This is a genomic window from Brachybacterium fresconis, assembly GCF_017876515.1.
GTDB lineage: Bacteria > Actinomycetota > Actinomycetes > Actinomycetales > Dermabacteraceae > Brachybacterium > Brachybacterium fresconis.
The window spans coordinates 1,767,256-1,783,001 of record NZ_JAGIOC010000001.1 but is presented as its reverse complement, the minus strand read 5'-3'; the positions used below and the strand labels follow the sequence as shown (position 1 = coordinate 1,783,001).

At 68.4% G+C, this 15,746-nt stretch carries 15 protein-coding genes; 7 read left to right on the top strand and 8 right to left on the bottom strand.

Features of this window, described 5'->3' with window-relative positions:
- Window positions 1-46: 46 nt before the first annotated feature.
- Window positions 47-307 carry a hypothetical protein gene (locus tag JOF44_RS08220; protein WP_209889591.1) on the bottom strand — a complete coding sequence of 87 codons (261 nt, stop codon included), beginning with the start codon at window positions 305-307 and terminating at the stop codon, window positions 47-49.
- 86 nt (window positions 308-393) lie between these two features.
- Between JOF44_RS08220 and JOF44_RS08215 the strand changes: the two genes are divergently transcribed.
- The 3 genes from JOF44_RS08215 to JOF44_RS08205 all read left to right on the top strand — a co-directional run bounded on the left by JOF44_RS08215 (window position 394) and on the right by JOF44_RS08205 (window position 3,160).
- Window positions 394-609: a hypothetical protein gene (locus tag JOF44_RS08215; RefSeq protein WP_209889588.1), complete on the top strand. Its 216-nt coding sequence runs from the start codon at window positions 394-396 to the stop codon at window positions 607-609.
- A gap of 435 nt (window positions 610-1,044) precedes the next feature.
- Window positions 1,045-1,554, top strand: a complete 510-nt coding sequence (locus tag JOF44_RS08210; protein WP_209889585.1) for a Fur family transcriptional regulator — start codon at window positions 1,045-1,047, stop codon at window positions 1,552-1,554.
- A gap of 112 nt (window positions 1,555-1,666) precedes the next feature.
- A complete protein-coding gene (locus tag JOF44_RS08205) occupies window positions 1,667-3,160 on the top strand; it encodes a catalase (RefSeq protein ID WP_209889582.1) in 1,494 nt (497 codons plus the stop codon).
- 112 nt (window positions 3,161-3,272) lie between these two features.
- On the opposite strand, the gene JOF44_RS08200 is transcribed toward JOF44_RS08205, so the two are convergent.
- The 3 genes from JOF44_RS08200 to JOF44_RS08190 all read right to left on the bottom strand — a co-directional run bounded on the left by JOF44_RS08200 (window position 3,273) and on the right by JOF44_RS08190 (window position 5,672).
- Complete coding sequence (locus JOF44_RS08200) at window positions 3,273-4,361, bottom strand: DNA glycosylase AlkZ-like family protein (protein WP_209889580.1); 1,089 nt, start codon at window positions 4,359-4,361, stop codon at window positions 3,273-3,275.
- A gap of 147 nt (window positions 4,362-4,508) precedes the next feature.
- Entirely contained in the window at window positions 4,509-4,892 is a 384-nt protein-coding gene (locus tag JOF44_RS08195) for a universal stress protein (RefSeq protein ID WP_209889577.1), read from the bottom strand.
- 105 nt (window positions 4,893-4,997) lie between these two features.
- Entirely contained in the window at window positions 4,998-5,672 is a 675-nt protein-coding gene (locus JOF44_RS08190) for a lysophospholipid acyltransferase family protein (RefSeq protein ID WP_342591707.1), read from the bottom strand.
- A gap of 255 nt (window positions 5,673-5,927) precedes the next feature.
- Here JOF44_RS08190 and JOF44_RS08185 point away from each other — a divergent pair, with 255 nt between their 5' ends.
- The 4 genes from JOF44_RS08185 (at window position 5,928) to nrdE (ending at window position 11,293) form a co-directional block, all read left to right on the top strand.
- Window positions 5,928-7,757: a Gfo/Idh/MocA family protein gene (locus JOF44_RS08185; RefSeq protein ID WP_209889575.1), complete on the top strand. Its 1,830-nt coding sequence runs from the start codon at window positions 5,928-5,930 to the stop codon at window positions 7,755-7,757.
- 719 nt (window positions 7,758-8,476) lie between these two features.
- Window positions 8,477-8,734, top strand: coding sequence for a glutaredoxin-like protein NrdH (gene nrdH, locus JOF44_RS08180; protein WP_209889572.1), 258 nt, complete (start codon window positions 8,477-8,479; stop codon window positions 8,732-8,734).
- Between the two features lie 22 nt (window positions 8,735-8,756).
- The gene (gene nrdI, locus JOF44_RS08175; RefSeq protein WP_209889569.1) at window positions 8,757-9,155 is read left to right on the top strand and encodes a class Ib ribonucleoside-diphosphate reductase assembly flavoprotein NrdI; all 399 of its coding nucleotides are present in this window, start codon (window positions 8,757-8,759) and stop codon (window positions 9,153-9,155) included.
- 5 nt (window positions 9,156-9,160) lie between these two features.
- Complete coding sequence (gene nrdE / locus JOF44_RS08170; RefSeq protein WP_209889566.1) at window positions 9,161-11,293, top strand: class 1b ribonucleoside-diphosphate reductase subunit alpha; 2,133 nt, start codon at window positions 9,161-9,163, stop codon at window positions 11,291-11,293.
- 71 nt (window positions 11,294-11,364) lie between these two features.
- Here the strand turns inward: nrdE and JOF44_RS08165 are convergent, their stop codons facing one another.
- The 4 genes from JOF44_RS08165 to JOF44_RS20670 all read right to left on the bottom strand — a co-directional run bounded on the left by JOF44_RS08165 (window position 11,365) and on the right by JOF44_RS20670 (window position 15,431).
- Window positions 11,365-12,630: a DUF418 domain-containing protein gene (locus JOF44_RS08165; protein WP_342591706.1), complete on the bottom strand. Its 1,266-nt coding sequence runs from the start codon at window positions 12,628-12,630 to the stop codon at window positions 11,365-11,367.
- A gap of 86 nt (window positions 12,631-12,716) precedes the next feature.
- On the bottom strand, window positions 12,717-13,463 hold the full coding sequence (locus JOF44_RS08160) for an ATP-binding protein (protein ID WP_342591655.1): 747 nt from the start codon (window positions 13,461-13,463) through the stop codon (window positions 12,717-12,719).
- The gene (gene istA / locus JOF44_RS08155; protein WP_209887479.1) at window positions 13,460-15,022 is read right to left on the bottom strand and encodes an IS21 family transposase; all 1,563 of its coding nucleotides are present in this window, start codon (window positions 15,020-15,022) and stop codon (window positions 13,460-13,462) included. Before istA ends, JOF44_RS08160 begins: the two co-directional genes overlap by 4 nt.
- A 130-nt stretch (window positions 15,023-15,152) precedes the next feature.
- Window positions 15,153-15,431 (bottom strand): hypothetical protein, encoded by a 279-nt coding sequence (locus JOF44_RS20670; RefSeq protein WP_245348896.1) that lies wholly within the window; start codon window positions 15,429-15,431, stop codon window positions 15,153-15,155.
- Window positions 15,432-15,746: the final 315 nt, after the last annotated feature.

Genomic DNA, 15,746 nt, shown 5'->3' with positions numbered 1-15,746 from the left:
CCCACCCAGCAGCAGCTCGGTGGGGTCGATGGCATTCATCGTGTGTTCATCGTGCACACGGGGTGACCGGCGCCACCTGATCAGTCGGTGGCTGATCCTTGCCGAGGATGGAGTCGAGGATCTCGGCGAAGACACGAGCATCTTGCTTCAGAATGTCGAGCGCCTGGGGGCGCGGGTCCGCGATCGGGTGCTGCGTGTAGTACTCGTCGACGGCCGTATAGAAAGCGGTGCGACGTGCCGCGGGGAGGTCCGGGTTCCTGGCGTCGAGCCATACAGTTGCCTCGAGGCGTTCGCCCGCGGTGCTCATCGCTTGCTGTCCTCCCGTCGTCGGGGTCCAGCGTGCCGGATCAGAGCGCATTGGTCAGGGCCCGTCCGCGATCTAGGCTTCGCACCATGACCACCACAGCTGAGTTCGCCGTCGAGACTCCCGACGGGGAAGGCGAGTTCCCCTCGACCGGGCCGGCAGCCGACTACCTCCTCGAGGAGGGGTACGCGAACGCCGACCGTGAGCCGCATTGGCACCTGCGCTGGTGCCTCGATCGCATGGAGATCGGCGAGGCGATGGACGTCGGGGACGCGCGAGTCCACCGCCTCGCCATTCACGGCTGACGCGGATAAGAGTGCCTGGACGGGCGCGCGAAATCTGACAATGGACGAGGTCAGCGCGAATCAGAGAGATCGCCCCCGCCCAGCGAGAGCTGAGCGGGGGCGCTTCGTCGTGTCCGGCCGTGTCGACGGTGACCCATGACCGGACGTGCTGCCCGTGGCAGATGCCCTCATCCCGCCGTAGAAGGATGAAGGCGTCCCTTCCCAGGGGTCGCCTCGCCATGGATTTCGAGGACACTGCGAAGCGACCGCGACAGACTATCGGTGGTGGCCTCCCGGCAACCGATCAAGTGGTCGGGTGCCGCCAGTGGGATGGCGGGAGCGTCCCAGCGGCAGAGTGACGATCGATCGATGGATCGGTCGTCCTCACCGTTCCTCGGTCCCTCCAGAACACTTCCGTTTCTTGAACAAGTCCAGAAAAGCGGATAGCATCGAGCCATGCCGAGCATCGACCACACCTCCGCCCTGCGAGGTGCCGGACTTCGCGTGACCGCTCCGCGGCTCGCGACGCTGGACGCGGTTGCCGCTCATCCCCATGCCGACGCCGAGGTCATCGCCCGGCAGGTCCGCGAACGTCTGGGCACCGTCTCCCGGCAGGCCGTCTATGACGTGCTGAACGCACTGTCGGACGCCGAGCTGCTGCGCCGGGTCTCCCTCGGCGGCCGCAGCATGCAGTACGAGCTGCACCGCCACGACAACCACCATCACCTGGTGTGCCGCGAATGCGGCCGCCTGGAGGACGTTCCCTGTGCGATCGGCGAGGCCCCCTGCCTGATCCCGCACGACGACCACGGCTTCGAGATCGAGATCGCCGACGTCGTCTACCGCGGCGTGTGCTCCGAGTGCCGAGCGGCGAAGACCGCCTCCTCTGCGACGCCTGCGGCGGTGCCGACCGGTGCGCCCGCCCCGTCGGAGACCACCGCGCACCGCACCCCCGAGACCCCCTGAGCCTCCGGCCCTGGTGACAGGGCCTGGCAGTCAGGGACATCTGACCCCTACCCGACCTATCCGAACGTTTCGTTACGACCTGTCAGAAACCGCACGACCACAGGAGATGCACATGACCGACTTCGACCCGAAGATCCCGAGCACCACGGAGTCCGGTGCTCCCCGCGAGTCCGACGCCCACTCGCTGAGCATCGGCGCCGACGGCCCGCTGCTGCTCCATGACGCCAACCTGGTCGAGAAGCTCGCCCGCTTCGACCGCGAGCGCGTTCCGGAGCGCAGCCCCCACGCGAAGGGCTCGGGCGCCTTCGGCGTGCTCGAGGTGACCGAGGACGTCTCGAAGTACACCAAGGCGGATCTGTTCCAGCCGGGCCGCAAGACCCCCATGGTGCAGCGCTTCTCCACCGTCGCCGGTGAGCTCGGCTCGCCCGACACCTGGCGCGACGTGCGCGGCTTCTCGATGAAGTTCTACACCCAGGAGGGCAACTACGATCTGGTCGGCAACAACACGCCGGTCTTCTTCGTGCGCGACCCCATGAAGTTCCCCGACTTCATCCACTCCCAGAAGCGGCTCCCGGACTCCGGACTGCGCTCGAACACCATGCAGTGGGACTTCTGGACCTCCGTGCCCGAGAGCGCGCACCAGGTCACCTACGTGATGGGCGACCGCGGGCTGCCGAAGTCCTGGCGCCACATGAACGGCTACGGCTCCCACACCTACATGTGGATCAACGAGTCCGGCGAGAAGTTCTGGGTCAAGTACCACTTCCACACGGACCAGGGCATGGAGTTCCTCAGCAACGAGGAGGCCGACCGCCTCGCCGGCGTCGACGGCGACTACCACCGCCGCGACCTCTTCGAGTCGATCGCCCAGGGCGACTTCCCCAGCTGGACCCTCTCGGTGCAGGTGATCCCGTACGAGGATGCGAAGACCTACCGCTTCAACATCTTCGACCTCACCAAGACGGTCCCGCACTCGGACTACCCGCTGATCAAGGTCGGCACGGTCACGCTGAACGAGAACCCGACGAACCACTTCGCCCAGATCGAGCAGGCCGCCTTCAGCCCCTCTAACACGGTGCCGGGCATCGGGCTCTCCCCGGACAAGATGCTGCTGGGCCGCTCGTTCTCCTACCCGGATGCGCAGCGCAACCGCATCGGCACCAACTTCAACCAGCTGCCGGTGAACCGCCCGATCGTTCCCACCAACTCCTACGACAAGGAGGGGGCGATGGAGTTCTTCCACAGCGGCGACCAGCCCGTGTACGCCCCGAACTCCTACGGTCGCAAGTACCAGAACGAGCAGGGTCCGGTCGACAACGGCTGGGAGGCCGACGGCGAGATGGTCCGCGCCGCCTACTCCCTGCACGCCGAGGACGGTGACTTCGTCCAGCCCGGGATCATGGTCCGGGAGGTCCTGGACGATGCCTCCCGCGAGCGCCTGGTCGAGACCGTCTCCGGCGGTCTGAGCACGGTGGAGGAGCCGGTGCTGTCCAACGCGATCCAGTACTGGAAGAACATCGACCAGAACATCGGTGAGCGCATCGAGAAGGCGATCGGCACCGTCGCGGCCGACGACCAGCCGGGCGGCGACCCGCTGGACGCCTGATCCGGTGATCCGGGGTCGTGCGATGAGCATGGCCTCGGTCTCCCATGACGACGCGGCCGGTCCCCTCCTGGGGGCGGGCCGCGTCGTCGTCTGCGCGTTCGGCGGTCGTGCTCTACGACCAGATGACGGTCGGGCTGTCGTCGCCGGTCGACGATGCCATCGCCGCCGCCCGCGCCTCGGCCGCCGTCTTCTGCGCAGCGTGCACCGGGTCGAACAGCTCGATGGTCACCTCCGCCGCCGAACGACGGTATCTCCAGATCCCGGCGATCTCACCATCCACCAGCAGGGCGCCGGGCCCCGACAGGGCTGTGAACACCTTCTTCCTACGGCCGGCCTCCGGCACCAGAAGGGCACGATCGGTCTGGCGCAGGTACGGGTCGTTCGAGGGGACCAGGGCGACCCCTCGGGCCGACGGCGCTGCGTCCATCAGGGGCAGCAGTGACCCGGGGAGGTCATAGCGCGCCGACCCGACCTGGACGCGGACCAGCTCGTCGCCGAGGTCTTCCCACGACCGGCCGACGCTGTGGACGCCGGCGTGGTTCCACTCGCGATAGATGGTCCTGGTCAGCGGTCCGTTGACGCGGAAGAAGGTTGCCAGGAGCCGTTCGCGGGGGGACTCCACCGATTCCTGGGTGACTATCGGCTTCGGAGACAGGGTCGTCGTGCGCCCCTCGCTCCCCAGCACGATCTGGGCCCGTCGACCGGCCGCTCGGAAGACTTCGTCGTCCACGTGCCGAGCTCGGCACCGTGCACACCACGTCACCAGGGACGGCGCCACGGAGTCGCTGACCCGACGGCTGGCCTCTCCCTTGGACATCCCGGGCGTGACGATCCCCGCGAGCGCCTCCGCGACGTCGTCGACGGCCCGGACGAACTCGGGGCCGCCGTCGTCGGACGCCGAGGGTTCCAAGGCATCGCGCACCAGATCGAGCTGTTCTGCACGGTGGGCGTGGGGAGCACCGCGCACCGACCACAGGCACACCAGCGGCCCCTCGGGGGTGATCGCATCGGCGACCGCGGTGTCACGGACATGCTCGACGCGCTGAGACAGTGCGTGTTCGCCACGGGACTGCCGGTTCCCCTGCACCCCGAGCACCAACAGATCGTCGAGGTCACCGTTCACCGCATCGCCGCCCAGGCCGTGCCTGGCCCAGCGATACCCCAGCCAGGCATCGCGATCGATCGTCGTGGCCCGAGCCATGGATCCCCCTGCATCCTGCGAAGCAATGGCTGCCCCAGCACGCACCATCAGGTCTCATGGCGGGCCGTAGCGACAGCGGTGTCCTGGCATCATTCTCGCGCAGAGTCCGCGGTTCGGCCACTGTGCCGGAGCGGGAACCGGGCACCGTCAAACGACGAGGACCTCGCTGGGGGAGGAGAGCAGCAGCTTCTGCACGGTCAGACCCAACAGGTGGCGGGCGAGATCGTTCTGGTGTCGGATGCCGAGCACGAGCAGCTCGGCCTTCTCCTCCTCGACCACGTCCAGCAGCACGTCGGCGATGTCGTCCTCGGTGTGCTCCTGGCGCATCGCGACCCGCACGGAGGACTGTCGCAGCTGGTCCCGGGCGATCTCGAGCTGCTGATCATCGGCGTGGCGGGGATCCTCCTGGACACCCTCGCGCACCACGTTGACGACGATCAGCGGGCCGCCGCGTCGTTCCGCCTGTTCGCGTGCGGCCGCCAGCGCCTTGAAGCCCACCTCGGTGGGGATGAATCCGACGACGACTGCCATCTGTTCTCCTCGGGTGCGGTCCGGACATCGGCCGCGCCCGGGATGCGCGCGGCCTGCCCCGATCCTACGGGGTCCGCCGTGGTCCCGGCGGGGGCGGGAGAGCGCTCAGAACTCCGAGCGGGCGGAGGAGGTGGGGACGTCGGAGCGCTGCTGGCCGGACAGCGCCTGGATCTCGTCCATGATCCGTGCGGTCATCAGGCGGCGCTTCTTCCCCTTGGAGGCGGCGGGGTCGAGGTCGCTGAAATCGATCGGCGCCCCGATGCGCACGGTGACCGCCCCCCGCTCGGGCAGCTTCAGCTTCATCAGCTCCTGGGTGCCCTTGAGGCCGACGGGGATGATCGGGCGCCCGGATTCGAGGGCGAGCCAGGCCGCGCCCTGCTTTCCCGGGTGGAGCTTGCCGTCCCTGGATCGCGAGCCCTCGGGATAGATGCCGAACCCGGCGCCCTCGCGGAGGATGACCTGGGCGGACTGCAGAGCGCCCTTCCCGGAGGACAGCGCCTCGCGATCGACGGGGACGGCGTCGACGGCGGTGAAGAACCACGTCAGGATCCGACCCTTCAGCCCCTTCTGGGTCCACAGGCTCTTCTTGGCGACGAATCGGATCTGGCGCGGGAAGGCCACCGGGATCACGAAGCTGTCGATGTTGGAGAGGTGGTTCGAGGCGATGATGAACCCGCCCTCGCGCGGCACGTTCTCCAGCCCGGTGATCCGAGGGTTCCAGACGAGCGAGACGAGGGGGCGCACGGCGGTGCGAACACCCATGTAGAAGCGCTGGGTCACGGGGTCCTCCTGAAGATGTCCTGGACTGCGTGCCAGGATATATCCGCTCCGGGGCCGGGCGGGACGACGTACCCCGTCGTGCGCTTCGATGATGCGCAGGTCGCACTGGAGAAGTGGCCAGGTGGCGGTCACCACCGGTGTGGTAGAACAGGCGTGCGTCACGCGCCGGACCGGAGGCGCGGAGCCGGGGACGGCCATCGCGCCGCGGTGCCCCGTGGCGGAGGCCGATCCCTGATGAGCCCGAGGAGCCTGTCGATGCCGAAGACCCTGAACATCGCCGTGATCGGCGCCGGAACCATGGCCCAGGCCGTGCACCTGCCGGTGCTGCGGCGGCGCTGGGACCGGTTCGCGGTGACCGCGCTGGTGGATCATTCGCCGCGGCGGCGTCGGGAGTCCTCCGAGGTGTGGGGACTGGATGAGGACGTGCGCTACGAATCCGTCGCGGATCTCATCACCGCGGTGCGGGCGAAGACGGTGAGCGTGGACGCGGCCGTGCTGTCGACCGACGGGCTGCACGCGGAGGATCTGCTGCAGCTCATGCGGCGGGGGATCCCCGTCCTGGTCGAGCCGCCGCTGGGCTACTCCGCCGAGGAGATCGCGAAGGTCGCCGACTTCGAGCGGATGACCGGTCGGCCTCTGCTGATGATGGCCTACCCCCAGCAGTACGACGACTCCGTGCAGAGGATGTCCGAGCAGATCGCCCTGAAGGACCTGCGGATGGTCGACCACGAGGTGCTGATGCCGGCGAGCCAGCCGCTGTTCGGCGGCGCCCACGTGACCACCTCCTCCTATGATCTGCCCTCCGAGGTGCGCACCCAGCGCCGCAGCGAGCTGCAGGCCGCAGTGGTGGCCGGCTCCGGCGACGGAGCCACCCAGCGCGATCGTGACCTCTACGTCAAGGGTCTGCTGACCGGCGTCGCGCACCAGATGGCCGTCCTCGAGGCGACCTACGGACCGATCACGGATCTGGTCGCGGTGCGGCACTGGCCCAAGGGCGTGATCCCCGGCTCGATCGAGCTGCTCGGCTCCCTCGGCGGGGGAGCGCAGGTGCGGCTGGTCTGGCACTACCTGCCCTTCGCCCCCGAGTACTCCGAGCACATCGAGGTGCTCTCGGCCCGCCGCCGGATGCGGGTCGAGCTGCCGGCGCCCTCCCACGGCGATCGCCGCTCCACGGTCGCGCTGCGGGAGAAGAAGAGCGGCGTGGTCCAGGAGACCGGGACGACCGCCACCAAGGGCTCGGCCGAGCTGATGTGGGATGCCTTCCACGCCTTCGTCGAGAAGGGCACTGCACCGATCTCCGGGGCGGAGCAGGCGCGCGCCCAGGTCACGCTGCTGCGCGAGGTCCTCGCCACGATCGTGGCCGCCGACGGTCGCAGCATCGACAAGGACCCCGAGGAGGAGGCCGAGTCCGAGGAAGAGGCGGCGGAGGCCGGGTCCGACGGCGAGGCGGTCGGGTCGGACGGTGAGGCGGTCGGGTCCGACGGTGAGGCGACGACGTCCGACGACGCGGCGACAGCCGACGACTCGACGGCCACCGCCGCTGTCGAGGCGACGACCCCGGGCGCGCCGACGATGACCACGGTGGGATCGGCGACGACCCACGGGGAAGCGGGGGAGCACGCAGCGAGCGAGCGGGCATCGCCCGCTCCGGAACCGGCGGCCGAGACCCTCGAGCAGGCCGAGGTCGCTCCGACCCCCGATGCAGAGGAGCGGACCGCTCCTGCCGGGACCCAGATGACCGAGCAGCTCCCCTCGGCCGCGGAGATCAGCGCGCTCGAGGAGACACGGGGGAGTGACCCCGAGGAGAGCGGCGCCGCTGCGACCGAGGCGGGGAACCCCGCCGCCCCGCCCGCGCAGGAGTCCCGCACCGCCTCGGCGGGGGAGGGGGACCGCGCTGCCTCGACCGCGCAGGAGGACCGCACCACGGCATCGGCCGCGGAGCCGGGGGACGTCTGGAACCTCGAGACCCCGACCGAGTCGACCTGGCCGCCCACCGCCGGGACCACGCGCCCCGCGACCCCCGGCGACTCGACGGCCGACGACGGCACGACGTCCGCCGAGCGACCGGAGGACCCGACCCGCTGAGCGGCGAGGAGACCCGTCCGGTTGTCTCCTCGTGCACGCGGCCCAGGACCCCCGGAGCCCGTCGCTCCGGGGGTCCTGGGCGTGCACCGAGCGGCCCGGAGCCGCAGTGATCCAGGGCGCGCATCCGCGCCACCGGGGGATCAGACCCAGCACGCTCCGGAGGCGCGCACCCGGCACGCCCCGGAGGCGCGCGGGCGACACGGTGAGCCCCCGACGCCGCCGCGCCGGGACGCCGGATCACGACACGCCGACGACACGCCGGGACGCGCGTCGGACACGCCGAGGATCCGCCTCACATCCGCCCTGGAACCGGGATGATTCCGGGTCCTGCGGGGCGGCCGGCATCCACCGTCGGGCCGGCTGTCGGACCCCTCGTCCACACTGCGATGTGCATGGACCCTCGGCTTTCGTGCGTGGGCCCCGCGCCCTGTCCCCACTCCTGGCGATCTGTCCACAACCCATCAACACCCGATTGTGGATGACAGGGTTGTAACTCAGTACATCTTGTGGTCGTTCCGTCGAGGCACCACTAGGTGTAGTGTTGACGTTGTCGCAGAGATCCGGGCTCCCCGGGGACCGACCACCGCATCAGAAGTCATGACGTCGGAGGCGGTGGGGAGGGTCCAGAGCTCCGCGGCACGGTCTTCGGACCTCCTGAACCACCAGCAAGAACCACCCTCTTCGCGCCGTCGGCGCGGCGCTCGAGAAAGGCCCTTCCCTTGGACATCACCGTGTACTCCAAGCCCCTCTGCGTGCAGTGCGATGCGACCAAGCGCGCCCTCAACAAGGCGGGCATGGCCTACGACGTCGTCGACATCACCGAGGATGCCGATGCACTCGCCCGCATCAAGTCGATGGGCTACGTCCAGGCCCCGGTCGTCATCACCGAGCAGGACCACTGGTCCGGCTTCCGTCCCGACAAGATCAAGGCGCTCTCGGCGGGCGCCGGCGCGGAGCGCCGCGCCACCGCGGTCTGATCGGCCTCCGGGAGGTGTCGGCGTGACCAACCTCGTCTACTTCTCCTCGGTCTCGGGCAATACCCAGCGCTTCGTCGAGAAGCTCGGGATGTCGGCCTCGCGCATCCCGCTCTACCCCAAGGAGGAGCACCTCGTCGTCGACGAGGAGTTCGTCCTCGTGGTCCCGACCTATGGCGGGGGCAACGGCCGCGGTGCCGTGCCCAAGCAGGTCATCAAGTTCCTCAACGACGAACGCAACCGGGCTCGGATCCGGGGCGTGATCGGTGCGGGGAACACCAACTTCGGGGACGCGTTCTGCTTGGCCGGAGACATCATCTCCGCCAAGTGCCGTGTCCCGCACATGTACAGGTTCGAGCTGTTCGGCACCCCCCGCGATGTGCAGAGGGTGCACGACGGATTGGAAGAGTTTTGGCGACACTGACCGAGATGCCCCCGGTCGAGCACAACAGGCAGCTCGACTTCCACGCGCTGAATGCGATGCTCAACCTCTACGGAGCGGACGGCAAGATCCAGTTCGACAAGGATCGCCTCGCCGCCCGGGAGTACTTCCTGCAGCACGTGAACCCCAACACGGTGTTCTTCCACTCGCTGCGCGAGAAGATGGACTACCTGGTGGAGAACAAGTACTACGAGCCGGAGATGCTCGCCCAGTACGACTTCTCCTTCATCGAGTCCCTGTCGGAGCAGGCCTTCGCGAAGAAGTTCCGCTTCCCGACATTCCTCGGCGCGTTCAAGTACTACACCTCGTACACGCTGAAGACCTTCGACGGCAAGCGGTACCTGGAGCGCTTCGAGGACCGCGTGGTGATGGTGGCCCTCACCCTCGCCGAGGGGGACGAGCAGCTCGCCCGGAACCTGGTCGACGAGATCCTCGACGGCCGCTTCCAGCCGGCCACCCCCACCTTCCTCAACGCGGGCAAGGCCCAGCGCGGCGAGCTCGTGAGCTGCTTCCTGCTGCGCATCGAGGACAACATGGAGTCCATCGGGCGTTCCATCAACTCCGCGCTGCAGCTGTCCAAGCGCGGCGGCGGCGTCGCGCTGCTGCTGTCGAACCTGCGGGAGTACGGCGCGCCGATCAAGCACATCGAGAACCAGTCCAGCGGCGTCATCCCCGTCATGAAGCTGCTCGAGGACTCCTTCTCCTACGCGAACCAGCTGGGCGCCCGCCAGGGTGCCGGAGCCGTGTACCTCAACGCGCACCACCCGGACATCCTGCGGTTCCTGGACACCAAGCGCGAGAACGCCGACGAGAAGATCCGCATCAAGACCCTCTCCCTCGGCGTGGTCATCCCCGACATCACCTTCGAGCTCGCGAAGAAGAACGAGCCGATGTACCTCTTCTCCCCGTACGACGTGGAGCGCGAGTACGGCAAGCCGTTCGCCGAGGTCAACGTCTCGGACGTCTACCACGAGATGGTCGACAACCCGAACATCTCCAAGAAGAAGATCAAGGCGCGCGACTTCTTCCAGAACCTCGCGGAGATCCAGTTCGAGTCCGGCTACCCGTACATCATGTTCGAGGACACCGTGAACCGGGCCAACCCGATCCCCGGCAAGGTCACGCACTCGAACCTGTGCTCGGAGATCCTGCAGGTCTCGACCCCCTCGGCCATGAACGACGACCTCACCTACGACGAGGTCGGGCGGGACATCTCCTGCAACCTCGGCTCGATGAACATCGCCAAGGCGATGGACTCGCAGGACTTCTCGCGGACCATCGAGACCGCGATCCGCGGCCTGACCTCCGTCTCGGACAACTCGGACATCGAGTCGGTGCCGACGATCGCCGAGGGCAACCGCAGGTCGCACGCGATCGGTCTGGGGCAGATGAACCTCCACGGCTACCTCGCCAGGGAGTCCATCTTCTACGGCTCCGACGAGGGCCTGGACTTCACGAACATGTACTTCTACGCGGTCACGTACAACGCCATCAAGGCGTCGAACAAGATCGCCAAGGAGCGGGGCGAGATCTTCTACGATTTCGAGAACTCCGCCTACGGCACCGGCGAGTACTTCGACAAGTACATCGACCAGGTCTGGGAGCCCCGCACGGAGAAGGTCCGCGGCCTGTTCGAGGACTCCAGCGTGCACCTGCCCACCCAGGAGGACTGGAAGCAGCTGCGCGAGGACGTCACGGCCCACGGCATGTACAACGCCTACCTGCAGGCGGTCCCGCCGACCGGGTCGATCTCCTACATCAACCACTCGACGAGCTCGATCCACCCGATCGTCTCCAAGATCGAGATCCGCAAGGAAGGCAAGATCGGCCGGGTCTACTACCCCGCGCCGTACATGACCAACGAGAACCTCGAGTACTACGAGGACGCGTACGAGATCGGCTACGAGAAGATCGTCGACACCTACGCCGAGGCCACGCAGCACGTGGACCAGGGCCTGTCGCTGACGCTGTTCTTCCCGGACACCGCGACCACGCGTGACATCAACAAGGCGCAGATCTACGCCTGGCGCAAGGGCATCAAGACCCTGTACTACATCCGCCTGCGTCAGATGGCGATCGAGGGCACCGAGGTCGAGGGCTGCGTGAGCTGCATGCTCTGAGCCTCCGCTCAGCACGAGGGCCGGGGCCCGCACGAGGAGAGATCTTCGTGCGGGCCCCGGCCTTTCTGTGTTCAGGGTGTCGGGGCGGCCCGGGACGGACGCGGATCATGCGTGCCGTACGTCATCCGCCGCAGCACCAGCTCGGCCGGTCCGCGCAGGCCGCGCGCATCCAGCGCCAGGGAGATCGGCAGCGAGAGCAGCCACACCGCGAACGCGATCCCCACGGCGCCCGCCGTGCCGAGGTGCACCCCGAGGCCGATGCCCCAGCTCGCCATCAGCGGGGCGAGCAGCACGGACTGGAACAGGTAGAAGCTCAACGACCGCTGCCCGACGGCGCTCAGCGCGCGCAGCAGCACGCCGGGGCTCCTGGTCGGCGCCGGGACGTCCTCGGCGGCGGGGACGCCGTAGGCGCGCTCGGCAGGGGACTGCGCGGCCTCGGCCGCCGACGCCGCCCGGCGGGTCTCGCGGCGCTCCGCCCTGTCCGTCGGTGCACTGTCCGTCGGTGCACTGTCCTGCGGTGCGCCGTCCGGAGACGCCTCGGCGTGCGTCCCCGACCTGGCGCCGCGGCCCTCGAGCCGGGCGGCCAGCAGCCCGAACGCGGCGGCGTATCCGACGCCGCACACCATCCCGGCCAGCATGTTCACACCGCTGAACGCCCAGGAGACGCTCTCCGGGAGCGGCAGGGCGCCCAGGAAGCCGAGGACGACGGGCAGACCGCCCAGCCACCCGACGACGATCCCGCCCACCGCGACGCCGGTCAGCAGCCGCCGGTGGCGCCACGGCTCATCGAGCACGCGCCGCCGGGCGGCGAGCCAGCCCAGCAGGATCGGCAGCGGCGTGACGACCGCCCCCATCGGCACGATCCCCACGGCCCAGACCCCGAGGCGCGCGAGGAGCGAGACCAGATACGGCTGGCCGTATGCGACATCGCGCAGCTGACCCATCTCGAAGGTGCCGGAACCGGCGGCGGCGAGAGCCTCCGGGGGAGCGAAGTAGACCAGGGCCACGGCGCTGACCACCGAGAAGACGGCGAACAGGGCCATGAGGCCGACGATCACGGCGAGCCAGATGATCAGGGTGCGGGTGCGTCGGCCGAAGAAGATCCACACCAGCAGCAGCCCGCCGATCGCGTACGCCCCCAGGATGTCCCCGTAGAACAGCAGCGTCGCGTGCAGCAGGCCCAGCAGCAGCATCCCCCAGTGGCGCCGGCGCATCATGGCCCGCACGATCCGGGGCTCCATCCCGCGGTCGATGCGGGAGCGGTAGAACTGCACCATCCCGTAGCCGAACAGGAACGCGAACAGCGGCAGTTGAATATTTGAAGCTGTGGAGGCCACCGGATATTGCCTCTGGGGGCCAGGGGTAGTGCCGGTGGGGGCCAGCGGTCGCGGCTGTCGGGGCCGCCGGCCTCCACCGGGGTTGGTTACTTGAGCGTGGCGACGTGCTCGCGCATGTTGTGGCTGCCGGTATCGACCCAGATGGTGTTGTGGACGATCCGGTCCATGATCGCGTCGGCGTGGACTCCGGAGCCGAGGCGTTGGTGCCAGTCCTTCTTCGCGTACTGGGTGCAGAACACGGTCGAGGCGTTGTCGTAGCGGTGTTCGAGGAGCTCCAGCAGCATGTAGCGCATGTCCGCGTCAGGGTGGTCCAGGAGCCACTCGTCGATCACCAGCAGGCTGAACGCTGCGTATTTCCGCAGGAACTTGTTCTTCCCCTGGGGCTTGTCGCGGGCCAGGGCCCAGGCCTCGGCGAGGTCGGGCATCCGGATGTAGTGGGCACGGATTCGGTGCTGGCAAGCCTGTTTGGCCAATGCGCATCCCAGATACGACTTCCCCGAGCCGGTGAAGCCCTGGAAGACGACGTTCTGCTGGCGGGCGATGAATGAGCACGTCGCGAGCTGGGTGATCACGTTGCGGTCCAGGCCGCGCTGCTCGATCAGGTCGAGCCGGCGGAGGTCAGCACCGGGGTAACGCAGTCTGGCCCGGCGGATCAGTCCTTCGACCTTCGCGTGGGTGAACATCGAGTGGGCCTCGTCGACGGCGAGCTGGAGACGGTCTTCGAACCCCATCCCCAGCACGAGGTTCTCATCCTGGGTCTCGAACGCTTCCAGCAGCGGTGCCGCGCCCATCTCGCGCAGCTTGCGCTTGGTCTCGATATCGATGACGCTCACTTCACACCTCCGGCGTAGTAGTCGCCGCCACGGACGTAACCGCCCTGCTCAGCGTTCTCTTCTCGTGGTGGCCGCAACGCGGCCATCCGGTCCTGGCCGGTCGCCAAAATGGGGTGCAGGTGCGCATAACGCGGCGACCTCACCCTCCCGGCCAGCGCCAGCTGGCAGGCCGCTTCTACCCGTTCACTGGAGTAGCGGCGCGATAGGCGCAGCACCGCCAGCGCGGCGTCCAGGCCCTGCTCATCGATGGGCACGGACTCGAAGATCCGGTCGATCACGGTCACGGCTGCGGGGCCGATCCGCTCGGCCCACGCCCTCACTCGTGCAGCGTCCCAGGGCTGGTAACGCTCCCCACCGGGAAGGTCAGCCTCGTTGGTGCGGTACTCATTGGCCGCAGTCTCCGGCAGCAGCAGGTGGCTGGTCAGCCGCTCGGTGCCGCGATAGACCTCCAACGCCCGGTCGGTGATCCGCAGATCCACCCGCTCCCCGATATGAGCGAACGGCACCGAGTAGTAGTTCCGTTCCCAGACCACGTGCGCGTTGCGTCCGACCCGGCGGGCATAGACCCACCGCGAGATCTCATAGCCCACCGCCGGCAGCACGGTCAGCAACGGCTTCTCCTCCGCGGTGAAGACGCTGGCCCGAGACCCGGGCCGCTTCTGGAACGGCTCGGCGTTGTACTCGTCCATCCGCTCGGCGACCGCTGCTGTCAACTCCGGCAGCGAGGTGAATCGTCGATCCCGCAGTCCCGCGATGATCCAGGTCGCCACGTGCGCGACCGTGTTCTCCACGCTGGCCTTGTCCTTGGGCTTCTTGATCCGGCCGGGAAGGACTGCCGCGGAGTAGTGCGCGGCCATCTCCCGGTAGGCGTCGTTGAGGACGACCTCGCCCTCGCGGGGATGCTTGATCACCCCGGTCTTGAGGTTGTCCGGCACGACCCGGGGCGTCGACCCGCCGAAGGCCTCGAACATCGCCACATGCGCGCGCTGCCAGGTGTCCTGACGCATATCCAGCGCCGGCCAGGCGAACGCGTAGCGGCTAAACGGCAGGCACCCCACGAACAGGTAGACCCTGGTCTCCTTCCCGGTGACCGGGTCGCTCAGCGTCATCGTGGGGCCGGACCAGTCGACCTCCACGCTCGCGGCAGCCTTGTGCCCGACCCGGGAGGCGGCCCCGGTGACCAGGACATGACGCTGGTAGGTCTTGCAGAACCGGTCATAGCCCATCGCCGGATCTCCCGCAGCAGCGCAGGCATCGACGTACTCACCGTGCAGCAGCTTCAGCGTCACCCCCACCCGGGCCATCTCGCGGTGGGCGCGTTCCCAGTCCGGCTGGGCGAACACGCTCTCATGCTCACCCCGGCCCGGGAACAACCAGGCATACACCTCCCCGTCAGGGAAGTCGGCGACATCGTCCCAGCTGATCTCGGCCGCGTCTGCAGCTTCCAGTACTGCCGTGATGCTCTTGCGCGACATGCCCTGCGACGCCGCGATCGCCCGCCCGGACAAGCCCTCCGCCCGCAGCTGCAGCACGAGCTTCGCTCTAATCTTCCGTACCATTTCCGATTGCTCCTTCCGCCACGTGCCCTATACACGCGGCGGAAGGAGCCTATGGACGTGGCCCCCAAGCACACCGTCGGTGGCCCCCGAGCGCGCTACACCCCGACTCGCGCACCGGCCCCGAGACGCGCTACCGACGGACCCCAGTGACGCGAATATTCAGCAGTGCCCGGTGGTCGACCGCGAGGGTCATCACCACCTGGATCACGGTGTCGACGGGACCCTGCGCGGGGACGTGCGGGGTCATGCCGACGGAGCCCTCGTGCCCCCAGAGGTACCAGGACACGTTCGCGACCGCGATCAGCGCCAGCATCAGCCCGCGGGCGATGTCGGGGGCGAGTGAGCGGGTCGAAGGGTGAGCTGCCGGGGGAGCGGGCGGGATCGACGCGGAGGCGGTGGACGAGGTCACGATGTGGCCTTTCACAGGGCGATCGGTGGCGGTCGGCGCTGCCCTTCTCGACCGTTGCGCAGGGGCGTTCCGGCCCGTCCGGATCGTCCTGTGCGCAGCAGTCACCGGGAGGCGGACCCTCCTGCGTTGCCTCGAACCTACGGACCCGCCCGGGCGGTGTCGTCCGACGAAAGGCGGAGGCGCGTCACGTGTTCGTCGTGACGGGAGTCCGGGTCTGGACTGCGTTCCGGCCCCGAACTCCCGCGGTCCAAAGAGTCGAACGGCGACCAGCGGAATGAACAAGCTTGTAGGGTGGGCTCGGTGCCGACCCCCGGC